At 66.8% G+C, this 20726-nt stretch carries 25 protein-coding genes; 13 read left to right on the top strand and 12 right to left on the bottom strand.

Translation table 11 applies throughout. From position 1 onward, the window contains the following. Positions 1-194: 194 nt before the first annotated feature. The 3 genes from ON23_RS31160 to ON23_RS31150 all read left to right on the top strand — a co-directional run bounded on the left by ON23_RS31160 (position 195) and on the right by ON23_RS31150 (position 3245). Complete coding sequence (locus tag ON23_RS31160) at positions 195-1484, top strand: DNA/RNA non-specific endonuclease (RefSeq protein WP_157170346.1); 1290 nt, start codon at positions 195-197, stop codon at positions 1482-1484. Positions 1485-1510: 26 nt separating this feature from the next. Further along, entirely contained in the window at positions 1511-2107 is a 597-nt protein-coding gene (locus ON23_RS31155; protein WP_039782766.1) for an SMI1/KNR4 family protein, read from the top strand. Between the two features lie 259 nt (positions 2108-2366). Next, a complete protein-coding gene (locus tag ON23_RS31150) occupies positions 2367-3245 on the top strand; it encodes a hypothetical protein (RefSeq protein ID WP_039782765.1) in 879 nt (292 codons plus the stop codon). A gap of 53 nt (positions 3246-3298) precedes the next feature. Here ON23_RS31150 and ligD read toward each other — a convergent pair whose 3' ends face one another. The 4 genes from ligD to ON23_RS31135 all read right to left on the bottom strand — a co-directional run bounded on the left by ligD (position 3299) and on the right by ON23_RS31135 (position 5026). Continuing rightward, on the bottom strand, positions 3299-4255 hold the full coding sequence (gene ligD / locus ON23_RS31145) for a non-homologous end-joining DNA ligase (RefSeq protein WP_223273960.1): 957 nt from the start codon (positions 4253-4255) through the stop codon (positions 3299-3301). Between the two features lie 51 nt (positions 4256-4306). Then, a complete protein-coding gene (locus tag ON23_RS38255; protein ID WP_157170345.1) occupies positions 4307-4444 on the bottom strand; it encodes a hypothetical protein in 138 nt (45 codons plus the stop codon). Positions 4445-4532: 88 nt separating this feature from the next. Then, positions 4533-4724 carry a hypothetical protein gene (locus ON23_RS31140; RefSeq protein ID WP_039782764.1) on the bottom strand — a complete coding sequence of 64 codons (192 nt, stop codon included), beginning with the start codon at positions 4722-4724 and terminating at the stop codon, positions 4533-4535. 59 nt (positions 4725-4783) lie between these two features. Continuing rightward, a complete protein-coding gene (locus tag ON23_RS31135) occupies positions 4784-5026 on the bottom strand; it encodes a hypothetical protein (RefSeq protein ID WP_039782763.1) in 243 nt (80 codons plus the stop codon). 54 nt (positions 5027-5080) lie between these two features. Between ON23_RS31135 and ON23_RS31130 the strand changes: the two genes are divergently transcribed. Both ON23_RS31130 and ON23_RS31125 read left to right on the top strand, forming a co-directional pair. Then, complete coding sequence (locus ON23_RS31130; RefSeq protein WP_039782762.1) at positions 5081-5350, top strand: hypothetical protein; 270 nt, start codon at positions 5081-5083, stop codon at positions 5348-5350. Between the two features lie 601 nt (positions 5351-5951). After that, complete coding sequence (locus ON23_RS31125; protein WP_143860546.1) at positions 5952-6374, top strand: DUF6924 domain-containing protein; 423 nt, start codon at positions 5952-5954, stop codon at positions 6372-6374. A gap of 30 nt (positions 6375-6404) precedes the next feature. Here the strand turns inward: ON23_RS31125 and ON23_RS31120 are convergent, their stop codons facing one another. Then, positions 6405-6824, bottom strand: a complete 420-nt coding sequence (locus ON23_RS31120; RefSeq protein ID WP_143860548.1) for a hypothetical protein — start codon at positions 6822-6824, stop codon at positions 6405-6407. Between the two features lie 351 nt (positions 6825-7175). Beyond that, positions 7176-8402, bottom strand: a complete 1227-nt coding sequence (locus tag ON23_RS31115) for a helix-turn-helix domain-containing protein (RefSeq protein WP_039782759.1) — start codon at positions 8400-8402, stop codon at positions 7176-7178. Between the two features lie 186 nt (positions 8403-8588). On the opposite strand from ON23_RS31115, the gene ON23_RS31110 reads away from it, so the two are divergent. The 8 genes from ON23_RS31110 to ON23_RS31080 all read left to right on the top strand — a co-directional run bounded on the left by ON23_RS31110 (position 8589) and on the right by ON23_RS31080 (position 13962). Continuing rightward, positions 8589-8918, top strand: a complete 330-nt coding sequence (locus ON23_RS31110) for a hypothetical protein (protein WP_039782758.1) — start codon at positions 8589-8591, stop codon at positions 8916-8918. After that, positions 8915-9064: a hypothetical protein gene (locus ON23_RS38250; RefSeq protein WP_157170344.1), complete on the top strand. Its 150-nt coding sequence runs from the start codon at positions 8915-8917 to the stop codon at positions 9062-9064. The genes ON23_RS31110 and ON23_RS38250 overlap by 4 nt, the downstream gene beginning before the upstream one ends. Then, on the top strand, positions 9061-9846 hold the full coding sequence (locus ON23_RS31105) for an SAM-dependent methyltransferase (protein WP_051043601.1): 786 nt from the start codon (positions 9061-9063) through the stop codon (positions 9844-9846). Before ON23_RS38250 ends, ON23_RS31105 begins: the two co-directional genes overlap by 4 nt. A 46-nt stretch (positions 9847-9892) precedes the next feature. Next, positions 9893-10525, top strand: coding sequence for a hypothetical protein (locus tag ON23_RS31100; RefSeq protein ID WP_157170343.1), 633 nt, complete (start codon positions 9893-9895; stop codon positions 10523-10525). 251 nt (positions 10526-10776) lie between these two features. Further along, positions 10777-10929, top strand: coding sequence for a hypothetical protein (locus ON23_RS39010; RefSeq protein ID WP_157170342.1), 153 nt, complete (start codon positions 10777-10779; stop codon positions 10927-10929). After that, on the top strand, positions 10926-11714 hold the full coding sequence (tmk, locus tag ON23_RS31090) for a dTMP kinase (protein WP_143860550.1): 789 nt from the start codon (positions 10926-10928) through the stop codon (positions 11712-11714). The genes ON23_RS39010 and tmk overlap by 4 nt, the downstream gene beginning before the upstream one ends. Positions 11715-11729: 15 nt before the next feature. After that, positions 11730-12524: a DNA glycosylase family protein gene (locus tag ON23_RS31085; RefSeq protein ID WP_051043600.1), complete on the top strand. Its 795-nt coding sequence runs from the start codon at positions 11730-11732 to the stop codon at positions 12522-12524. Beyond that, on the top strand, positions 12493-13962 hold the full coding sequence (locus ON23_RS31080; RefSeq protein WP_039782755.1) for a B12-binding domain-containing radical SAM protein: 1470 nt from the start codon (positions 12493-12495) through the stop codon (positions 13960-13962). The genes ON23_RS31085 and ON23_RS31080 overlap by 32 nt, the downstream gene beginning before the upstream one ends. A 1-nt stretch (position 13963) precedes the next feature. On the opposite strand, the gene ON23_RS31075 is transcribed toward ON23_RS31080, so the two are convergent. From ON23_RS31075 to ON23_RS31050, 6 genes are all read right to left on the bottom strand, one after another. Next, positions 13964-14419 carry an NUDIX domain-containing protein gene (locus tag ON23_RS31075; protein WP_039782754.1) on the bottom strand — a complete coding sequence of 152 codons (456 nt, stop codon included), beginning with the start codon at positions 14417-14419 and terminating at the stop codon, positions 13964-13966. 242 nt (positions 14420-14661) lie between these two features. Next, a complete protein-coding gene (locus ON23_RS36305; RefSeq protein ID WP_051043599.1) occupies positions 14662-15465 on the bottom strand; it encodes a DUF4913 domain-containing protein in 804 nt (267 codons plus the stop codon). A gap of 41 nt (positions 15466-15506) precedes the next feature. Further along, a complete protein-coding gene (locus ON23_RS31065; protein ID WP_051043598.1) occupies positions 15507-17366 on the bottom strand; it encodes a type IV secretory system conjugative DNA transfer family protein in 1860 nt (619 codons plus the stop codon). Positions 17367-17433: 67 nt separating this feature from the next. Then, positions 17434-18708 (bottom strand): hypothetical protein, encoded by a 1275-nt coding sequence (locus ON23_RS31060; RefSeq protein ID WP_039782753.1) that lies wholly within the window; start codon positions 18706-18708, stop codon positions 17434-17436. Continuing rightward, positions 18705-19490, bottom strand: a complete 786-nt coding sequence (locus ON23_RS31055) for a hypothetical protein (protein WP_039782752.1) — start codon at positions 19488-19490, stop codon at positions 18705-18707. Before ON23_RS31055 ends, ON23_RS31060 begins: the two co-directional genes overlap by 4 nt. A gap of 228 nt (positions 19491-19718) precedes the next feature. Beyond that, the gene (locus ON23_RS31050; protein ID WP_143860554.1) at positions 19719-20678 is read right to left on the bottom strand and encodes a hypothetical protein; all 960 of its coding nucleotides are present in this window, start codon (positions 20676-20678) and stop codon (positions 19719-19721) included. Positions 20679-20726 lie beyond the last annotated feature (48 nt).

The raw sequence follows: 20726 nt of genomic DNA, 5'->3' as shown, positions 1-20726 counted from the left end.
GTGTTCGATGGACCTACTGTGTCCGGCCTGGCTGACAGGGCACTGATGGCGACCTGACGCGGTCACTGACACGGGATCGGTTCCGGGCCCGCGGAACCCCGCGCCGGGTAACGATTCGGTGCTGCTCTTGACCGGAGCGCGCTGGGTCTGTTTGGCTGGCGGCACGAAGTTCGGGGGAATTTGGGGGGAACCAAATGTCTTCATTGCCTGTGCGTTTCGCGCGCGCGTTCGTCATTGTGCTGGTGTGGCTGGCCGCGGTGACCGGTCTGCTGGCACCGTCGGCGGTCGCGGATCCGATCGACTGCGATGCCCTGATCGCCCAGATCGAGGCACACAATCAGGCGGCAGCGGTCCACAACGCCAACCCGCCCAACCCAAACGATCAGGCCGCGGTCGCGGCCTACAACGCCGAAGCCGACCGCGGCAACGCCGAAGCCGCACAGCTGGAAACGCAAGCCCAGCAATGCCGTTCACAAGGCCACGACGTCCCCCAGGTCGGCGCACCGCCGCCGAACACCCCGAACCCGGCGCCCACGCCGCCGCCGGGCTCACCCGCGCCCGCACCAGGCCCGGCTCCGGCTCCGGCGCCGAAGGTTCCGGCCCCGCCGGCGCTGCCGCCGGGTGGCGGTGCACCGGGGTTGAAGGCGTCACCGGCCGCGCCCGCGTCGCCGGTGGTGGGGCAGCCGTTGCCGGTTCCGGTGCGGCCGTCGCAGATCCTGTCGCCGCCCACGATCCGGCCGGGCACCGCATACAACCCGGCCACCGCGGCCGGGGCGAGTTTGAAGGCGCCGTCGCCGTTGCCCGGTAGCGTGGCGACGAATCCGCGTTTCACCCCGGCCCCGAACGAACCGATGCAGGCACCAGGACTCAACACCCCAGCCGGCCAGCCCGGCATGACCAGCACGCAGCAGGAATTCTTCGCCTCCGCACCCAGGTTGCTGGATGTGGCCAAAGCGATACCGGCCCCGTCGAATTCGGGCAACGGCCAGATCTACCGCCTCCCGGACCTGACCGGCAGCGGCGCGACCAGCAACTCCGGGCCCGCGCTCTACGCCGGGCCCGGGAACACCCGCGCGATCGCGGGCCCCCTCGACTCCCTCGGCCGCCCAACCGGCTCCTACGGCTACCTGGATGCCGCCGGCACCGCGAGCCCGCGCACTGGGGTGCCGACCATCAACGTGCCCGGCGCGACCGGCGCTTACCAGCGCGGGCATTTGTGGCCCAACCAGTACGGCGGGCCCGGCAACGTCCCGCAGTTCCTCGCCCCGGAGCTCGGGACCACCAACACCGGCGCGATGCGCGTCTACGAGCGGTACCTCGGGCAGGTCGTGCAAGGTCAGGTGGCCGGGGTGCCGGCGCAGAACGTCACCTACATCAAGGTGCCGATCTACACCGACGACAAAGTCATCCCCGACTACTACCTTCTTCAGGCGTGGGGCGACCAGGGCTGGAACCTGCCACCGACCTACATACAGAACTTCTGACACCGGCGAAGGGAACAACGGGCACGATGACCGCACTCGACGAGCTGACCAGGCTGCTCCCGCCCCCCGCGGGCGCCGGACGCTCCTTCGACTGGACCGCGGTGGAGCAGCGCCTGGGCGTGACCGCACTCCCGGACGATTTCAAGGCCTTGCTCGGCGTGTACGGGGATGTGCGGTTCTGCAACGCGCTGCGCCTGTACCGACCCTCCACCGAACCGTGGCTGGACCTCGCCGAGGTCACCCTCGCCGCGCGAGAACCCCTCGCCGACACCGAATTCGGCGAACCCCCCGCCGAGATCCCGGCCGGGGTGTCGATCGATCCAGCGACATTGATCCAGTGGGGTGGGTCCTTCGGCGGCGACTACTGCCTGTGGGACGCCCACGACCCCGACCCAGCACGGTGGACGCTGGTGTTCACCGACCTCGACAAACTCGACTGGGGCTTCTACCCCGGCACCGTCACCCAATACCTACTCGACTGGCTCACCGGCCGCACCGCACCGATCCCGCTGTGGGGCCTCGACGCCGTCCTGCCCGACGGCGGAACACCGTTCGCCGAGACCTACGACCCCACCGACTTCACCGGCGCAGCCACCGACCGCATCGACGCCGCCGCCCACTGATCCTGTCCTGCAGGGCACCCCGCTCCACGAGGGCGAAATCCCTCGACGGCCGACGCCAGCACTTCGACCACACCGGTCCGCAGATCACCAGGACAGGAGGTCATTCTTTTCGTTCAGCCGTTCCTGCCCGGTTGGACTGTCGATACTTGATACCGCACAGATTGATGTGCCCGCCCGATCGCAGAAATCTGGATCGGAGCGGCGCGAGCAGTTCTTTCGGCCCGATTCTCGATCGGAGCAAGCATCCCATCACTATGCGATGAGCGGAGGAATTGTCATGTCAGGTGGTGCAGATGACGCTGGCGAGGACATGGTTGTCGGCCGCACAAACTCCAGCCAGGAAAGAACCCTCCTCGTTGCCGAAGCCGGAGACCCAGACGGCTACCAGGCCGACTACGTGCTTCAGGTCGCGACCACGGACAACTCGATTCTGACCAAGGACGGGACTGGAGTCGATGCAGTGCAGGCAATCGGGACAGAGCCACTAGCCACCGGTGGGGCCATGGGGACCATCCCGGCGGGTAACGGAGTCGTCGGCCGAGGCCTCAACGGCCTCGTCGGATACGTACATACGGCCGTCAGGGACAAGAAAGAGGAGGGTAGCGCCGCCGCGGGTGTGCTCGGGGAGGGAGGATCCGGGTCTCCGGGGGTGTTCGGCCGCGGCGTGAATGGCGTGGTGGGATATACCGCCGGACTGCCGCGCGACACCAAGTTCGAGGCTGATGGTCCTGCCGGGGTTGTTGGTGTCGCTGCGGGCATCGGCGTGCGAGGCAAAGGAGATTCCGGTGGCGTCTTCGGCCAGGGGACCCAGGCCGCCGCCGGTGTAACAGGGTCGAGCGAATTGGGCTCTGGCGTGGTTGGATTCGGCGATGCCGGCGTAATGGGAATCAGCAGCGACGGTTTTGGAGTGATGGGCGTCTCCGATTCGGGCATCGGTGGAGTATTCGACTCAGCAGGGTCGGCGCAGGTCCGCCTCATTCCACGCACGGTAGAAGTGTCCGATCCCAACGGAAATATCGCGGGCCAGGCCGGCGATCTCCTCGTCCTCCAGTTTCAGCGAGAGCAACAGATCGCGACTCTATGGTTTTGCAGTAGAACGGGAGACCTTGCTACTGCCACCTGGGTGCAAGTCGCCTGAGCGACTAGCAACGATGAAACCTCCCCAGCCGACACCACCCGAGCAGAGATCGGTCAGTCGGGCAGCCCGACATCGCGGGAATCGCGGTCTGCGCGCAATCCGGCCCAGCTCGGATGCCGCAGCGTGGTGGTGAACTCCCGGTAGAACACCGTCGCCACCAGGCCCGGTTCGACCCAGTACGCCGGCACCGGCCCGAACCGCGGCGCCACCGCGAACGGGCTTGCCTGCCGAGCAATCTCGTCCAGCCGGGCCTGCAGCACCCGCCGCTCCGCGACCGAGAACCCGGTGCCGACGTTGCCGACGTAGACGAGGTCCCCGGCCGTGGTGTGGGCGCCCAGGATCAGCGAACCGAACAACCCGCTGCGAGGGCGGCTGCCCGGTATCCAGCCCGCCACAACCACATCCGCCGAGCGCCGCAACGCGGTCTTGATCCACGACCGTGACCGCTGACCAGGCCGGTATACCGAGGCCAGCCGTTTGGACACGATCCCTTCCAGGCCGTGCTCAGCCGCGGTGTCGAGCATCTGCTGCGGCGCGACGTCGGTCCAGTACGGCGGCACCCGCACCAGCGTGCTGGTCAGCTCCAGCGCCGCCAGCAGCTCCCGCCGCACCGTATACGGGCGGCCGGTCAGGTCGGTGTCGCCGATCGACAACACGTCGAACACGAACAGCTGCACCGGCACCGAAGCAATCAACCCCGCCGGCGGCCGCCCGATATGCATACGGTGCTGCAACCGACCGAACGACGGCACCCCGGACGCCAAATCCGGGGCCACAACTTCACCGTCGATGATGAACCGGCGACCGGCCGAAGTGTCGGCCAGCGCGGCAGCAACCTCCGGAAACGACGCCGTCGCCTCCCTGCCATTGCGGGAAAAGAGACTGACCTGCTCGCCGTCGACGAGGCCGATAGCACGCATACCGTCCCACTTCATCTCGAACCCCCACAGATCCGAGTTCTCGGGCGGCCGCCCCGCGGTCGCCAGCATCGGCGCCGGCACGCGTCCCACACCCGTAGCGTACTTCCGGCAATCATCCAGCGCCGGAGCGGCGCCGCGCCATCACACGCCGTTGACCAGCACCGTTCCCCGGCACGGGGTGCGTTTGCCGCCCCAGGCAACCAGCTCCGCCCGCGCGGCGTCGTACCCGACATGACCAACCCGCAACCACACCCCGAGGTCGCCGAACGCTGGACTCAAGCACGGATGCGCAACCTGCTCGCCCGCACCTACGGGCGACCGCAGATCACGCGCCGAAACCGGCTGCGCGCGCAGCGATGCCAGAGGCTCACTGGCCCGGTGCGGTGCCCTCGGCGGGGGTGAGCAACCGCAGCGGCCACCAGTACGGATACGAACCTGGTGCGTGTGCGGTGTCCCCGGTCGGCGCGATGAGCGCCCTCGCGTCGTCTTCGATCTCGACGATCTCGAAGACGCGGTCACTGTCTGCCGACTTCTTGACCAGGGCACCCACTTCCAGCACACGTCAACAATACGAGAACCGACCGGACGGTCTGACAACAGCGGGCAAGCGCGGCGCGTCTAGGGCGTCGCTGCGGTGGGCCGGTGGAGGTCCGGGCGCACGGTCGTGGTGTACGTGCCGGCGACGCCGCTGCGGGACGTCACGAGGTACGCGACGACCTGGGTATCGTCGTTGGGGTTGCGGTGAACGCTGGCGACCGTTCCGGTGTGTTTCTTCGCGGCCGGGTCGCCGGGCTCGGCCGGGCCGCCGTCGATGTCGCTCCACCACTCGATGCGATCACCGACCGCGAACACGTCGCCCATACCGCGACTATCCCACCCAGGCCTCGCCGCGGGCGCGGGCGACAAGCTCGACCGATGCCCGTCGCGCCGCGAACCCGGATCCGGTTGAAGTCGCGTGCCGGCCTGTCCGGTGGCGACCGGATCGGTTATGTCGCCCCTCCCGGGCACGCCGCGGTGGTCCGCACCGACTTCGACCACGCCTCCGGCGAAGTCGTTCAGGTGTGCTCGAAAACCCCGCCCACCGGCGGCACGGACTGGGTGGTGCTCTGGTGGCCGGGAAACCGCTGGACATGGGAACGCGAATCCGACCTCGAATTCGTCGAGACCGACTCCAACACCACATAACGGGGTGTGGGGGCGACGCTCAGAGTCCCCGGCGGGTGCAGGAACTCCATAGCGCCGGATCTCGGGCGACTGTCCGGCCCCGGAGCCCGTCCAGGATTCACCGGTATGGCTGCTGCCAGAACTCTTGGACTGTCTCTGGTACTTCTTGATCGGCACGTCGCCGTGCACGTAGCCATCGCCTGGCCGCCCGGTCGAGGCTTGGACGACGAGCGCAGCGAGAGACGGCTCGTCGCGGCGGATGCAGTCGAGTGACAGCAGGTCGAGTATTACGCCCGGCCGCCGGTAGTTGAACCGATCGTCGAGAGCTGTCGCTAGTTTGCCGTAGGTGATCGTCTGGCCGGCTATCGCGATGGCGCTGACCGCGGCTCGGGCCAGTGCCACAGTCATGAGCAGGTTCTCGGTCACGGTCACCTCCAGCTCCGGGCGCCACTCGAACTCGGGCTGCTCGCCTACAACCAACTCCATCGGAATCCCCTGCCTCCCTTGCCCACTGCGAGGTTTCTGCCCTCGCGGGATCTATCGCAGGACGAGGCGCGGGTGATACGGGACTGGACTACCACCGTGGCTTGCCGCCCGCTCCGGGCGGGCACAATCTTGTGGCATGTCATGGCCTTCGCTTCCCGCGCCGCCGTCGACGGGCGACTCCCTGCTGGTGCGCACCAACTTCACCGACGACTCCGCCTGGACGACAACCCATGCGGCGGTCCTCGCCTCCTACGGCGAGGACACCGTCACAGGGCTGACGCTCGTCGACGACAAGGCCTTCGACGCGCTGGCGCCGGCCGAACTCGTACAGCTGGCCGGCGACCGGACCTATGCCTTCCTCGCCGACACCCTCGCGCTCACCGCGCCCGAGCATCCGATCCTGGCGGTCGACACCCGCGGCGGCGAGGATCCTCCTCCCGTGTTCCGACTCGCCGCCGCCGCGACGGCCGAGGTCGAAGTGAACCTGTATCTGGCCAACCTCGATTTCACCGACTTCGCCGACACTCTCGGCGGCGACGATCTCTACCGCGGCATCTAGCCGACTTCCTCGCCGGGACCGAGGTCAGGATCAGGGGCGGTCCCGCGGATCCGGTCCGGCTGCGGTGCCGGCCTCGAGTTCGCTGATCCGCTGGCGTTGCTGGTCGAGGAGGGTGCGCAGACAGTGGCTCAGTTCGACGTAGCTGTACTGCATCGGCGGTATCTCCAGCGCGGCGGCGAGTTCGCGGTACTGGTGATTGGCGGATTCACGGACCGAGTCGTAGTCGGCCTGCAGCATCGCCAACTGCACTGCCGCCGGGACGTGGTCCCACACCCGCGGCCCGTACGGCGGAGGCTGCTGCCCCATCCACGGTGACCACCGGGCACGAATATCACCCTCGGTCATCTCCGCCAGCCGCTGCAGCAGCGCCCGGCACGCGACCGGGGACTGGAACACGGTGTCGAGGCATCGATGGTAGTCAGGGGGCTGCAACTGGACGTGATCACTCATGTTCACGACTCCCGGGACTCCGCACACGCGAAGAGAGCCAGCCTAGACGACTGATTCCCAATCGCGGGGTTGTCACCGGTTGAGGCGGCTTGGCGTGCCGGCGCATAGCCATCATCATGGATCTTCGTCCCGAATTGCTTCCCCGCTGGTAGATGAGCTACGTGTTGGCGCGGCCTGGTCGATTTCGTGCTGATGACCGGGAATGAGCAGGGACGGGTGCCGGTGCGGCAGTGGGTGCCGCAGCGAGCGCTCAGGGCCGCGCGGTGAATGCGTCGTAGACGCGTCGGGAGCCGCCCCGGTCAGAGCGAGGCGGCTCCCTTGACGAGCACAGTGGCACTGTGCCCCAACAGCTTACGCGGCTAGACCGACACGCTGCCCGAGTTCGCGGACCTCGTCGCGCATCCCGGCGGGCGGCGACTTCAACAGGCCGAGGACCATGTCGCGGGCATACCCGTTGTATTTGATCGTCTCCGGGGCCGTGCGCTCCGATTTCGCGAGTAGCGCAAGCGCCGCAGTCGACTCGCCCTGCTGAGTGTGGGCACGGGCGACCTCGATAAAATGACGGCTGCGACGCGGCACCGACACGATGTCGTCCGGGTCGAACCCGGAGGCGGAGCGGAGTGCCTCACCGGAGCGTCGGAGCTCGACACCAAGCGTCACCGCGTGCGCCGACATCACTGGCATCGAGAATGACGTCTGTACGTGCCGATACGCGGGACCGAGCCGCCGGGCGAATTCATCGGCGCGCTCCCATGCTGCCCATGCGTTGCCGTACCGGCCGCGACGGGCGTAGACGTAGGCGATTTCGGCCTCCAGCGCGCCCACGATTCCACGCCAATCGTCGGCGGTCGCGTCGCGCTCGAGATACGGGGCAAGGCGGTCTATCGAGTCCCGGGAAAGATCGATCGCTTCCTCCCACCGTCCGGAGTCGCGCAGCGCCTGGACCATCCCCCACGCGCTGCACGCGATCACGTACGGGTCGTCCGCTTCGTATCCCTGTTCAAGCGCCCGGTCGGCGACCATCCACACCAACTCTGGAGCGGGCTGATATGCCACGTAGAAATCGGCCAGCTGGTAGACGCCTGCGAGTAGCTTCCGGGCGGCGCGACGCTCCGGCCCGGAAGCGGTGCGTGCGGCGCCCTGCGCATCGCGAATCAGGCCCGGCAGGAGCGCCCCGAGCTGTGTGCGGTGATCCGGGCTGGAGTGCCGGATGTGCCAGGCTTGCCGGAGTCGTTCGGCGAGATGCTGCGTGCTCGGCTGCCGGTCACGCGGCGTGATCCGGAAGTCGGTCAGCGCCGATTGCACCTGCGTCAACGCAGCGTGGCGCTCACCTGCGAACACCACGACAGGCACAGCGTGATCATCTCCGGTCAATTCGGCGAGGTCCTCGATGTCCAAGGCCTGCGCGATCCGGAGCAACATCGGTAGTCGCGGGGTCTGCAGGCGGCCGGTTTCGACAGCCTTCAACCACCCGCCAGATCGTCCGAGCAGCCCCGCCAAGACGGGGCGCGACATTCCCGCGCGTTCGCGGTGAATCTTGATCCGCTGGCCAATCGCCAGGCTGTTCTCGGCATGCACGATAGTGCCTCCCGCTGATTGTGCTCGTCAGCACCAAGGGTATCGCCGATGTATGGGGTACGGAATGTACCCGGTGAATCAGTCTCGCGCTCATACGGTCTGGTCAACCTCGCCGCCGGGTGAATTCGTCATCCCCGGCAGCGAGCGCCCACTAACTCACTGACCAGCAATCGAGAGCGAACTGACATGAGCATCGATGCCATCGGATATGTGCGGAGCGACGTCTCCGGAACCCACCAGAAAGCCGACGAGGAACGCCTGCGCGCGCACGCCAAGTGCCACGGCTACAACCTCAAGAAGACGATCGTCTTCGGCTCGCACACCGACGATCCCGAGCACCGGCTCGGCGTGGTCCTCGACCGGATGGACGGTGTCGAGGCCGTCATCATCCCCACTGTCCAGCACTTCGACGGCGACCAGGTGCCCGATGCCATCTCCTCCCGGGTCGACGTCGTTGTCGTCGCGCCGCCGACCAAGCTCGCCCGGTTGGCCCAGCTCGCCCGGGTGGGCCGGTGAACCAACTCCCCCAGCGCATCCGGGAGCAGCACCCGGACGCGCAGAAGTTGCTCCGCCCATCCGCCGACTACGTCGCCGCGGTCGCCGACGGCCTTCGCTGGTGGGCGGAACGCGACCGTATCGCCCCCGCGCGGCGGCCGGCATGACCGGCACCGACACCGGGGACGAGCGGCTCATCGACCGGCTCGTCGAATCCATGGACAAACCACAATCCGCGCGAGTCTGGGATGCTCTCGACTGGGGCAAAGACAACTATGAGGTCGACCGCATCCTCGCCGAGCGTGTGCGCGCACAGTTTCCGGGCGCCAGCACCGCGGTCCGGGCCGCCCGCGTGTTCCATCGAGGCGCCGTCGAGACGCTCGCACGCGATGGGGTGCGCCAGTTCCTCGATATCGGCGCCGGGCTCGGGCCGAGCGTTCACCTCGTCGCGCAGCGCGAAATACCGGACGCCAGCGTCGTCTATGTCGACAACGATCCACTCGTGCTGTGCCATGGCCGCGCGATGTCCGCCAACGACACCGTGCATTGGTTCGGCGGGGAACTCGAAAACCCGCAAGCCATCCTCGATTTCGCGAGCCGACGCCTCGATTTCAACGAACCGACTGCGGTGTCGCTGGTCGGGGTGATCGAGTTGGTGCCGGGCCAGTCCCACGCGCTGCGCTGGGTGCGTGCCCTGCTCGCGCCGCTCGCGGCTGGATCCGCGCTCGTCCTGAGCACGGCCACCGCGGACCATGCACCCAAGCAGATCGAGGAAGCCGCCCGCATATACACGAACGACGGCATCCTGTACCGGCCGCGCACCCGCGACCAAGTCGCCGCGTTCTTCGAGCGCTTGGTCCTCGATGAGCCCGGCATCGTCACACCGACCCTCGGCAAGGCAACCGACGCCGACGTGTCCACCTACGCGGCGATCGGCCGCAAACCGTAGCTCCCTGGCGGCGGGCGAACGCCCACACAAGACGAGAGGACAAGGAATGGATTTCGGCCAACCAAACCAGAAGCCAACTGCGATATGCCTCGTACGCGCGGAAGTCTCCGGCTCCCACGCGACACGACACGCGATGGAGGTCCAGCGTCACGCAGAACGCCTCGGCTACCTCCACCTCTACACAGTGCGGCCGCCAGCCGACGCCACCGATCCGGTCGGCTACGCGCTCGGTCTGGCCGCCAGCCTGAATGTCGACGCGGTGGTGGTCTACGACCTGGAAACCGTCGGCAACACGCCGAGCCGGGTCTGCGAGATGTTCGACCTCGAAACAGTCTGTCCCCCAGCGACATGGGCTGCGAACCTGCCGGGCTTCTCCGACCCGGAACACTCACATCCGCAGCAGCCACTCACCGCCGACACAGCGCAGCAGATCATGCAGCAGCACAAGAATTGCCGCGCCGTCGAATGCCCGCGCAAGGCGAGCGCGTACAGCTGCCTCGTCCGTGAGGGCAAGATCGTTCCGCCGGTCGACACCCCTCGCGAGCGCGCCGCTGCTCGTGCGCCGAGATTCCGGCCGCGGCGCACTAACGACGCTCCGCTACCGGACGGGGTGAGCCTCGAGACCCTGCTCGACGTCTTGGGCGGGCTGGCCGACTACGCCTCGGTCGGGAAGCAGTAGCGAGCCGAGATGAGCTTCACCGAACCCACTGAAGCTCAACCCCCATCGCCGCTACCGCACGAACCGGACATCGGACTGTGCCTACTTATCACCGGCCCGAATACACACGAGCTGAAGTTCGTCGCGTGCATGCCGGCCGCGATCCGCTTCGCATTGCATTGGGTCACCGACTACCCGGCTGTCTCGGTGACCTTCGAGGCGCCGGATCCCCGGCGCCCGCGACTGCCCTGCGAACGATTGTGGGCACTTCCTTGAGCGATATCTGGGTTTTCGGCGGGACCGTTCTCGGCATTTTGGCGATCGTGGTGGCCGCGCTGTGGTGTTGGCCGAGCCGGATCCCGAAAGGCCGCTCCGTGGCAGAGATCCGCCAGCGCATCGATGATGAGGAGGACAACGAACCGTGACCGTCACCGCAGCTCGCCACCACCGAAACGGGGCCGACGATTCCAAAATTTCCGTAGCAGTCTGCGATTTGGAAGGGGTTGGGAGAGATGTTTATCGAGTCGAGGCGTCTACGTCCGAGGATGTCGCTCGCTGGGACAGAGCATCGGTGCAAGAGCACGAGGAGCAAATGGTGATGGGAAGGCTGATCACGGTCGACGGCGCGGGTGGAGTCGGCAAGTCCACCACTGTGACATCGACGGTGAAACATCTGCGTAGCACAGGCTTACCCGCGTACGCGACCAGCCAGCCGAGCCGGACGATCCTCGGTGACCACATACGCGGGAACACCGACACCTATACCGGAATTGCCTTGGCGTGCTTGGTTGCTGGGGACCGACATCACCAGCAGCGCGTGGAGATCGTGCCCGCACTCGCCGACGAGAAAATCGTGGTGTGCGACAGGTACCTGCCGTCCAGCCTGGTCCTACAAGTACTCGACGGGGTCCCCGCGGAGCGGGTCTGGCAGTTGAACGTCGGGATTCGGGTCCCGGACGTGGCGGTCTTTCTACGCGCCGACCCCAAGGTCATCGCGGACCGTCTCGCCGCCCGCGGCGCACACAACCGGTTCGAACGCCAGCCCGACTACAGCATCGCCCGCGAACTGGAGTTGTTCGACCAGGTCGCCGAGGATCTCCGGACACGGGGCTGGCCGGTCCATGTGATCGACTGCACCGAGCACGCGAAGAACGAGACAGCCGTCGCCATCGCCCATCTCGTCGAGCCCGCTGCTGGACCATCACGCTAGCGAAAGAAGAACTGCATGATCATGACCGACCATCCCGCCTGGTTGCAGACCGAAGCCGGTGCCGCGTACCGGGCCGTCGCCGTGGGCGATTCTGCCGTGTTGATCAAGGCCGATTCTGCCGAGGGCACCCAAGTTGTTGACTCCGGTGGGAGCACCCTCCGAGTCGACACGGTGGATCCGAGCGTTTTGTCCGGCCCCGACGACTTGGTGGCGCCGCTGAAGGATGCCGGAATTGTTGTGCGCGTGGCCAATCCGTCGCTGTGGAACGCGGTGACGGCGGCGATTATGCGGCAAGTGGTCCAAGCAGGCCACGCCCGCACCCGGTACCTCAGATTCTGCACCGCCTACGGGGAACCGGTCACCCGCGACGGTTTGACGGCATGGCTGTTTCCCGAGCCGCATCCTATCCTCGCCCTCACCGACGAACAGTTCGGATCCGTGGGCGCTGCATTCCCCAAGTCAGCGCTACGCGACGCGGCACGCGGCTTCCTCACCCACGGCGAGGTCTGGGAAACGTTGTCCGCCATCGACCTGGTGCAGGCGCTGCAAACCATCCCGCGGGTCGGGCGTTGGACGGCATGCACCGCTGTCGCCGACTACACCAACGACTTCAGCTTCTACGACTACTCCGACATCGCTGTGCAACCGGCAGCGCGGCGGCTCAACCCCGAACGGGACTGGCCACAGGGAGCGCCGGCGTTCAAGGCCGCCTGGGAAGAGATGGCGGGAAACCAGCTGTCCGCCTGGACAATTCTGACACTCACGTGGGGGATCAACCATGGAAAGCTCGACCGCTCAGCCACATCCTGACCTGCTCGCCGGAGCCGACCCGAAACGCAACCTCGACCTACTCCTGGTCAACGCGCCGCTACGCGACTATTCCTTCCGACCTCGGGTCAACAACTTCACGCTCCCAGTGCTCGGGATGGCCTACATCGCCACCTACGCCGCCCAGCAAGGGTTCAACGTCGCCGTCCTCGATGCCGAAGCCCACGGCCTGGGCATCAGCGAAACAATCGACGTAGTGAACCAGGCTAGCCCGCGTTGGGCGGGAATGAACTTGCTCGCCCCGACCTACGACATCTCCGCGACCATCGCTGCGGGACTCGATCCCGCCATCTCGGTCATCCTCGGTGGCCACCAGGCCAAGGCAATGCCGACCGACATACTCACCGACCCTCGAATGAGCCGCTGCGCCGCACTGATACTCGGAGAAGCCGAAACTCGAGTCGCCGAGCTATTGAAAGATCACCATTACCGCACTCGACTCCCCGGGGTCATGTGGCTGGACGCGATCATGAAAACTCCGGTCACCGGCGGCGTCCCCGGCATGCAGCACCATCTGGCACCGAACATCGACACGATGCCGTTCGTCGATCGCGCGTACCTGCGCCAGGACCCACATTGGGAGGACGGCCGGTGGGAAGCAAACATGGTCGGCGCCCGAGGATGTCCCTACAACTGCACGTTCTGCGGCGCCGCTGTCAGCGCTAACCCCGACATCACCATCCGAGTGCGCAAGCCCCACAACATCATCGAAGAAATGACGCAGCTGCGCGAGCGGCACGATGTGACCGCATTCCGGTTCGTCGACGACCTGTTCCTCGGCTGGAAGAAGGTCATCGAAACGATGATGAACGGCTTCCGCAGTGAACGCATCGGCGACTGGGCACGCTGGGATGCCACCGGCCGCATCAACGTCCTCGACCACACATCCGACGCCATGCTGGATACGCTGGCGGCCAACGGGTTACGCGAGGTCGCGCTCGGCATCGAATCCGGCAGCGACCGCGTCCTGCGCTACATCGACAAACGCATCACCCCCGAAATGGCCGTCCGCGTCGCGCACCGGCTTCTGATCCGGGGCATCAACGTCAAGGGCTACTTCATCCTCGGATTCCCCGGTGAAACGAAGCAGGAGATCGACGACACCGAAACCCTGGTCCACCGACTGTGGGACGCCACAGACCATCTCCCGGGGACGTTTCGAGCGAGCGTGTTTGAGTTCCGGCCCTATCCAGGCACCCCGGAATGGTCCCGCCTCATGGCCACCGGCCGCTACACGCCGCAGCGACTGCTCGACTACACGCCCGTCGACCTCACCGCCGGCGGAGTCGACGAAACCATGTACGGCCGAGACGAATTCAACTTCTCCACCGGCATCCAGCTGTCAGAGGCACCGATCAGCTACATCCGAGACAAACTGATCTACCTCGGTCGCACGCAATATGCACGCACCCACGGCTGAACTACACGACAGCGGGAACCGGCCAGCCGTACTCGCTGAACAACGCGGTGTCGCCGTCGAGGAAGGCCCGGATACCGATAGCCGGGTACTCGATGATGTCCTCGGGCAGCTCATCGAACCCGAACCACGCTACTCCCAGGCACTTGTCAGGTTCCCGGTTCACCGGCTCGCCCTGCCACCGCGTCGCATGCAGAAACACGCCGAGACGTGGCTCCGGGCCGGAGCCAGCCACATGCGCGACGTGAACGACACGCAGATCGGCCGGGTTGATCACTACCCCGATCTCCTCGTACGCCTCACGTGCCGCGGCCGCGGTGAGGGCCTCTGCTTTGTCGAGCTTTCCCGAAGGCAGGTGCCATCGACCGGCGAACTCATCGGTGCCGCCGCGACGGGTCAGCAGAAGCCGGTCGTTGTCGGTGAGAAGTATGTGGACGTCGATCAGGTGGCGGGCGGCCATCGAGACAACTCCTAAAGGTTTCGGGGTCGCGGAGACACTACGCCGCACTGCCATCGGTACCGCGTCAGGCACACGTGTGTCACCAGCCAAGCAGTATCCGTGCGCAGTCGCGCTGTTGCCTCAGACCGACCCACCACATCGTCACAATGACGTCCACTCCCCGCTGCTGCTTCGGTGGCCCCCCGGGGCGCCCACCCGCAACCGGGATCGTGATCGACGCGCGGGTCTGTGCATGGCACTCATCAGTGTTCCGCGTTGCCCCGGAAGTCTGGTCCGAATCCCAGATCTTCCGTTGGGGCGGTGTTTCCGAGCGTGGCGAACCAATTGGCGGGCACATCTGCAGTGGGTAGCCCGGTCTCGGGGGTGTGGCGGTCGGGGCAGCAGCGGTGCAGGGGCCCGTTGACGGCGTCGAGGATATACCGGAGGTGCGGGTCGATATGGGAGACGAACAGTGTCGACATGGCAGAGCGATCCTCAGCGATGCGAGCGGCTTCGAATACGACGTGCAGGCCGGCGAGGCGCACGGCGACGCTGCGGTGGTCCCACCACCGTCGACACCATGTGTATTGGTCTTCGCGGTGGTTGGCGGCGATGCGGACCGCGGTGACCGGCAGCAGCCATTGCTCGACGAAATCGGCATAGTGGCCGAACCGGTAAGGCTTGGTGTTGCTGGACTCGGTATCGGGCTTGACCGGGGGTTTGAACCATCCGGGCGGCACGGGTTCGCATGAAAGTGACGGCAGGGCGACGTGTTTGGTGCGTGTGCAGCGGTGCAGGGGTCCGTTGGCGGCGTCGAGGATGACGCCGAAGTGGGAGTCCAGGTGGTGGAGTATGAAGGTCGACAGGCCTGCGGCGTTCTTGTCGGCGCGCATGGCTTCGAAGGCTCGGTGCAGGTGGGCGATCCGCACCGCGACTGCACGGTGGCGCCACCATTGGCTGCACCAGGTCCAGGTGTGTTCGCGGTTGGCTTCGGCGAGGCGGACAGTGATGAAGGGGAACAGCCATTGCTCTGCGAAGGTGACGAAGTCTGGATATGCCGGAGCCATGGGCTTTCGCTGTCGTGCAGTGCCAGGTGTTGCGGGTGGAGTCATAGCTCGACCCCTGCTGCGCCACCTGGGTTGTCCGGCCGCGGCGGTGGGGTGGCTGGGATGGGTGGGTTGGTGTAGCGGGCTAGGGAGCGGGTGACCAGTGGTTCGAGGGTGGGGTTGTCCCACCAGAACTGCTTTTCGATCAAGACGGGTTCGTGGCCGGGGAGGCGGACCAGGGCGCGGTCTTTCGGGAGGCGGGCGAGTTTGGCGACGTTGAGGATGGGTTCGGCGCGCCAGCTGGTGCTGCGGTTGGTGCCTCCCGGCCCGGTGGAGCGGGATTGGTCGGCGACGTCGTGGTCGTCGACCAGCCGCGCCCACTGCTCCAGGTAGGCGGGCGTGGCGATGTTGCCGCCGTAGATTTCGATCGATTGCGCGCGGATGACGGTCAATCCGTTTGTGCCCCAGAGGTCTTCGGCTTGTTCGAGGACTTGCACGATGGTCAGCAGGATGACGCCGCATCCGGCGGCGTAGGTGTAGTAGCTGGGCAGCGCGTCGATCAATGCGCAGTTGGCTGCTTCGTCGAGCACCGCCAGCAGCGGCACCGCGAGGCGGCCGTCGAGGCGTGCACGCGCGCACGCCAGCGCTGATTCCAGGATTTGACCGACAAGAGCTGCGGTGAGGGCCGCGGCCGAGTCGGGTCCGGTCATCGACAGCGCGTACAGGGTGTCGTTGCTGGTAATGAACTCGGCGGGTTTGAATTCGGGCAGGTTGTGCGTTGCCGGCGCGAGGGCGGTGTCGATGACGATCGATTCGCTGGTCTCGTAGACGGTGACGCGTTTGCGGGCGGGTGGGGTGATCATGGTGGCGTAACGCTCATCGGAGAGCACGTTCAAAAACCGACGAGCCATGTCGTACAAACCGTCCCTCTGGCGCGCGTACAAACCTTGCGCGTCGAGGATGCGTTGCGCTGCGCGGACATGATTGTGGTGGCGCAAGATCAGGATCGGGGTCTGATCCTGGTCGCTGGACAGCCATTCGGCGACGTGGAGCAGGTCACCGTCGACACACGCGGCCGCCAGAAGATACAACGACAGCAATTCTTGAGCGCCGCCGTCGAAGTACGAGTCGACACGGGCGTTCGCGCGCTCAGACGCTGATCCCGACGCGCCAGAAACGAAGAAAGAGGCCAGTTTTCGTGCGCTCGCGAGGGTCCGGACTCGGGCGAGCAGGTCGACCCAGAACCCACACACCGGCCGTCCGGTCACCGCTTGCAGATCGCACAGCCAGATTCGGCCGCGCTGTTCACGGCCGAACACGGTGTGACGGTACAGGTCGGGTTTGTTGGAGGTCGCCATCACCGGTCCCCATGCACTCAGTACTGCGGGGATCGCCCATGCCATTGTTTTTCCGGTGCGCTGCCCGGCCGCGATGAACACACCCATCTCGGCCGGCACGAACAACTCCACTCCCCCGACGACGGTGCGGCCCAACGGCGGTCCCGGCAGTGCCCGCACCTCCGCGGGCGCGTCTTTGAGCAGACGCTCGCCGGCGGTGGCATTGTCTTGCTGTCGCGCGGCAGAAATGTGTCGCGGCGACACCATGGTGCGCGCTGCCCGATCGATATCGCTGCGCCGCACCGATGCCCACCGCTGGCGGCACACCACCGCGAGCGCCCCAACGACCGCGAGCGCAGTAGCGAGGATCGCGCTGGACTGCCATGGCCACCGATGCTGGCCCTCCATCACCTGCAGCAGCGCGGCTACCGGATGTGCGGTGATAGGTAGTCCGGCGCACCAGCTTCCGGCCGACAATGCACCCCATGCAAGCAACGCCACAGCGATGACGCCGAGGGCGATGAGAAGCAGCCAGGTTTCCTCGCCGACCCCGCCGGTGGTTCGGCGGCGCGTCTGCCGCGCCATCACACAGCACCTGCCCACGGCGGGGACGACACTGTGAGTGCCGGTGCATGACTCTGGCTGAAGGCCGTCACAAGCTCATCTCCCGATCAAGCTGGGACACAGCTTCTTTCGATGCGGAGCCGGTGGCGGTTGAGGTCCATTCGCCGAGGTCGGTGTCGGGGAGAGCAGTGTCGATCGCAGTGGTGATCGCGGCACCTGGACCGCTGGCCTGCGAGAGCGCCAGAGCATCGATGCCCTCGACCGAGCTACTGTGCGCGACCGGCGAGGCTGGATCTGCGGTTCTCGCGATGGCTGCACTGAGTTGGTTGCGGTAGGACTCTGCGGTGGCGCGGGCGAGGTCGCGGTGTTCGAGGAGCTGGGCGATGCGTCCCAGCTGCGGATCGGAGGGTTGTGTGGCCCAGTAGGTTCCGTCGCGGCCGGTGGTGTAGGCGGTTTGTACCTGTTCGTCGGTGAGTCCGATGGCGAGGGCGTCGCGGCGTGCGGCGCTGAGCCCGGCTCGTAGCCGGTCGAGGCGGGCGATGCGGGCTTGGTCGTCGGTGCCGTCGAGGTGGTCGGCGACGTTGCTGTGCTCGGCGGCGAGGTCTTGGATCTCTCGCAGAGCCTCGACATGGCGGCGTTCCCAGGTTTCGGTGTGGCTGTAGTCGGCCGAGATTCGGGCTTCACGAACTGCGCGGGGCAGCAGCATCTTTCGTGCCTCGCGCCCGTCGTCGAGGTCGGCTGCTGTTTCCTCGGTTTCGAGCAGGGCGTCGGTGTCGGCGATGACCGCGTCGACCTGCGCGAGGCTCGGCAACGCGACAGTCGGGTTTCTGGGTGCGCCCAGGGTGCGTTCGACCGCGGTGCGGCGATCAACCTGTTCTCCCCCCGCTGGTCCTGGCGCTGGGGTGGCGCCCATGTTGGATTGCAGGTAGGGGTAGCGGCGGGCGGCGTCTTGGCTGGAGCCGGTAGTGGTGCCGGTGCCGTGGCCGGTGATGAGGCGGGCTTGTTGCAGGGTGCGCCAGATGTCGTCGTCGATCGCTATCTCGCCGGTGGCGCGGGCGCGGGCGATTTGGTCGTAGTTGCGGCGCGCGATCTCGGGTTGGGTGCGCCATCCGGCCACGACTCGTTGCAGGCCCGCCCAGGTGCCGCGCCAGTGTTCGGACTCGTGACGTGCCCACCGGATCGCCAATTCGTCGGCGCGGGAGTTGAATTCGGCGCGCGCTTCGGCAGTGGCGGCGGAGGGTGCGATCTCGCGGAGCTGGTAGTAGCGGGCGAAGTCGGCGCGCAGCTGCCGTTCGGTTTGTGAGGCGGCGTCGCGGTAGTAGTCGGGGTTGGTGAATCCCAGCGGCTCGTCCAGCGCGGTCACGGCGTCACCTCCGGGCCGTGATCCATTGTGCTGGGCGGGGGCCCGGTGTCGGGGTCGGTGGTGTCGGGCCAGTAGTCGGGTTGGCCGGGCAGTGCGGTGTCGATCGCGGTGCTTATCCAGCCGCTGGTGTCGAGCGAGGTGGTGCGTTCGAGGGCGTCGATGTCGTTGGCCAAAGCCAACTCGGCGTTGGTTTGAGCCAGCGCGCGGGCGGGCTGGGGGCCGGGTTCGGTGTTGTGGTGGCGGTGTCCGGTGAGCCAGTCGGCGTCGACGAGTTCTTCGGTCTGGCGGGCGATGGTGTTGCGGGCGTGGGCGAGGTCTTCGGACAGGGTTTCGATCCGCGTGTGGGAGTGGTCGAGCTCGTTTTCGAGTTCGCGGATTCGGGCGCGGTCGGTGCCGGCGCGGGCCTCGGCGAGGGTGAGTTCGTGGGCGAGGTGTTCGAGCCGTCCCAGCAGCGGGTGGGCGGGTTGCTGGTTCCACCCCACTCCGGCGAGCCCGAGGTCGTGGGCGGTGTTGATCTCGCTGATCGGCACCCCGCTGTGGACTGCGTCGAGGTAGGCGCGACGCAGGTCGTCTTCGATGCCGTTGATCGCGGTCAACCGCCACTCGCCGGGACCGGCAGCCGAGGTCCCGGGGGCTGGGTGGTGTTGCCAGTCGATGTAGCGCTTCACCGAGTCCTGCACCGCGCGTAGCGCGGTCGCGCGCACAGCGTCGGGATCGTCGGGACCGAACCGGACGGCCAGCGCGGAAGCAACGGTGCGGGACCGAAACGCTGTCGGCGGCACCGCAGGAGGGGGCGCGGCGTCGGAGGGAGTTGAGCTCGCTGTCGGGTCTGGGGCGCTGACATCGGGCAAGTGGGTTGCGGGGAATGTGTTGTCGGACATCGTGTTCCGCCTTGTCGGGAGGCCGCGGCCGCCGGGCCGGGCGTGACGGGATGTCCTCGCGGTGGTTCGAATCGGTCTGCAGTGATGGTCGGCGCCAGCGCCATCACCGAGGGGTAAGCGCTGCGGTGGTCAGGGTTCGGGCCCGAGGTCGGGTCGCGTGGGGGTCGGCGGTGGTGGTGTGGCGGGGCCGGGGTCCCAGTCGCGGGCGGTGGTTTCGGGTAAGGCGATGTCGATAGCGGTGGCGTGGTGGATCGGGAGTCGGTCGGTACGGTCGGGGTCGATGCCGAGCGCGGCGGCGGCGCGCGCGATCAACTCGCTGGGGTCGGGTGGGCGTGCCTGTGCGTGGGTGGTCGGGGTTCCGGTGTCCGGGTCGACGGGGATGTAGGGCGGCAGCACCGGGTCGGTGGCGGGCTGGGTGTAGCGGCGCCATTCGAATTCCAGGTGCAGGTCATCCCACCGGTTGATCTGCTCGGCGGCCTGCCGGCGCGCGGTATGGACTTGCGGACTGTTCCACAAGGCTTCGACCTCGGGCGCCGACAGCTGCGCGGCATCGGACAGCCCGGCCGCGCGCTGATGGTGCAGATTCATGTTGCGGTGAAACTGCATATCGGCGACCGGATCGGCGCCCAAACCCAGACGGCCGGCGCTGAGGCGGGCATCGCGCGCCGCTGACAGCAGCGCCATCCGATGCACATGCCACACATCGACAACAGCCATATCGATGAACAACTGCTTCGACGCCGAGGCAGCCTCGGGCATCCCGGCCTCTGGGCTCGGATTCGTGTCCGCGGGCGCGGTTTCCGGTGTCGGTGAGGAGTGCTCGGCTGCTTCAACACCGTTGGTGCGGGCGCGTTCGACCCATTGCGCTGGGATGCCGAGCTCGATCGCCAGTTGTTCGATGGTTTCGCGTTCGGCTTCCAACGCATCCAGATGCGAACGCCACTCCTGCTCCGGCGTGGTGTCGCTGCCGTCGTAGCCGTCGAAACCACGCGCCTGCACCAGCGCATAGGTGCGTGCCAGTTGGTCGATGCGGGCCAGCAGCTTCGCCTGCCATTGCTCCATCGATACTCCGGGGTCAGGTTCGGTCATGGTCGGTATCTCTCTGGGTGGTGAACCTGCTGCGAGTCAGTGGGTGTG

Origin of the sequence: Nocardia cerradoensis NBRC 101014 (assembly GCF_000308535.1) — a bacterium.
GTDB lineage: Bacteria > Actinomycetota > Actinomycetes > Mycobacteriales > Mycobacteriaceae > Nocardia > Nocardia cerradoensis.
This window is presented reverse-complemented; position numbering and strand designations above follow the sequence as displayed.

What these genes read in the sequence shown, in the direction of transcription:
- ON23_RS31075 (WP_039782754.1), bottom strand. Translation starts at nt 14,419, where the DNA reads ATGGCCGCCCGCCACCTGATCGACGTCCACATACTTCTCACCGACAAC.
- ON23_RS31130 (WP_039782762.1), top strand. Translation starts at nt 5,081, where the DNA reads ATGCCCGTCGCGCCGCGAACCCGGATCCGGTTGAAGTCGCGTGCCGGC.
- ON23_RS31155 (WP_039782766.1), top strand. Translation starts at nt 1,511, where the DNA reads ATGACCGCACTCGACGAGCTGACCAGGCTGCTCCCGCCCCCCGCGGGC.
- ON23_RS31135 (WP_039782763.1), bottom strand. Translation starts at nt 5,026, where the DNA reads ATGGGCGACGTGTTCGCGGTCGGTGATCGCATCGAGTGGTGGAGCGAC.
- ON23_RS31125 (WP_143860546.1), top strand. Translation starts at nt 5,952, where the DNA reads ATGTCATGGCCTTCGCTTCCCGCGCCGCCGTCGACGGGCGACTCCCTG.
- ON23_RS31160 (WP_157170346.1), top strand. Translation starts at nt 195, where the DNA reads ATGTCTTCATTGCCTGTGCGTTTCGCGCGCGCGTTCGTCATTGTGCTG.
- ON23_RS31110 (WP_039782758.1), top strand. Translation starts at nt 8,589, where the DNA reads ATGAGCATCGATGCCATCGGATATGTGCGGAGCGACGTCTCCGGAACC.
- ON23_RS31100 (WP_157170343.1), top strand. Translation starts at nt 9,893, where the DNA reads ATGGATTTCGGCCAACCAAACCAGAAGCCAACTGCGATATGCCTCGTA.
- ON23_RS31105 (WP_051043601.1), top strand. Translation starts at nt 9,061, where the DNA reads ATGACCGGCACCGACACCGGGGACGAGCGGCTCATCGACCGGCTCGTC.
- ON23_RS36305 (WP_051043599.1), bottom strand. Translation starts at nt 15,465, where the DNA reads ATGGCTCCGGCATATCCAGACTTCGTCACCTTCGCAGAGCAATGGCTG.
- ON23_RS31065 (WP_051043598.1), bottom strand. Translation starts at nt 17,366, where the DNA reads ATGGCGCGGCAGACGCGCCGCCGAACCACCGGCGGGGTCGGCGAGGAA.
- ON23_RS31080 (WP_039782755.1), top strand. Translation starts at nt 12,493, where the DNA reads ATGGAAAGCTCGACCGCTCAGCCACATCCTGACCTGCTCGCCGGAGCC.
- ON23_RS31150 (WP_039782765.1), top strand. Translation starts at nt 2,367, where the DNA reads ATGAGCGGAGGAATTGTCATGTCAGGTGGTGCAGATGACGCTGGCGAG.
- ON23_RS31085 (WP_051043600.1), top strand. Translation starts at nt 11,730, where the DNA reads ATGATCATGACCGACCATCCCGCCTGGTTGCAGACCGAAGCCGGTGCC.
- ON23_RS31120 (WP_143860548.1), bottom strand. Translation starts at nt 6,824, where the DNA reads ATGAGTGATCACGTCCAGTTGCAGCCCCCTGACTACCATCGATGCCTC.
- ON23_RS31050 (WP_143860554.1), bottom strand. Translation starts at nt 20,678, where the DNA reads ATGACCGAACCTGACCCCGGAGTATCGATGGAGCAATGGCAGGCGAAG.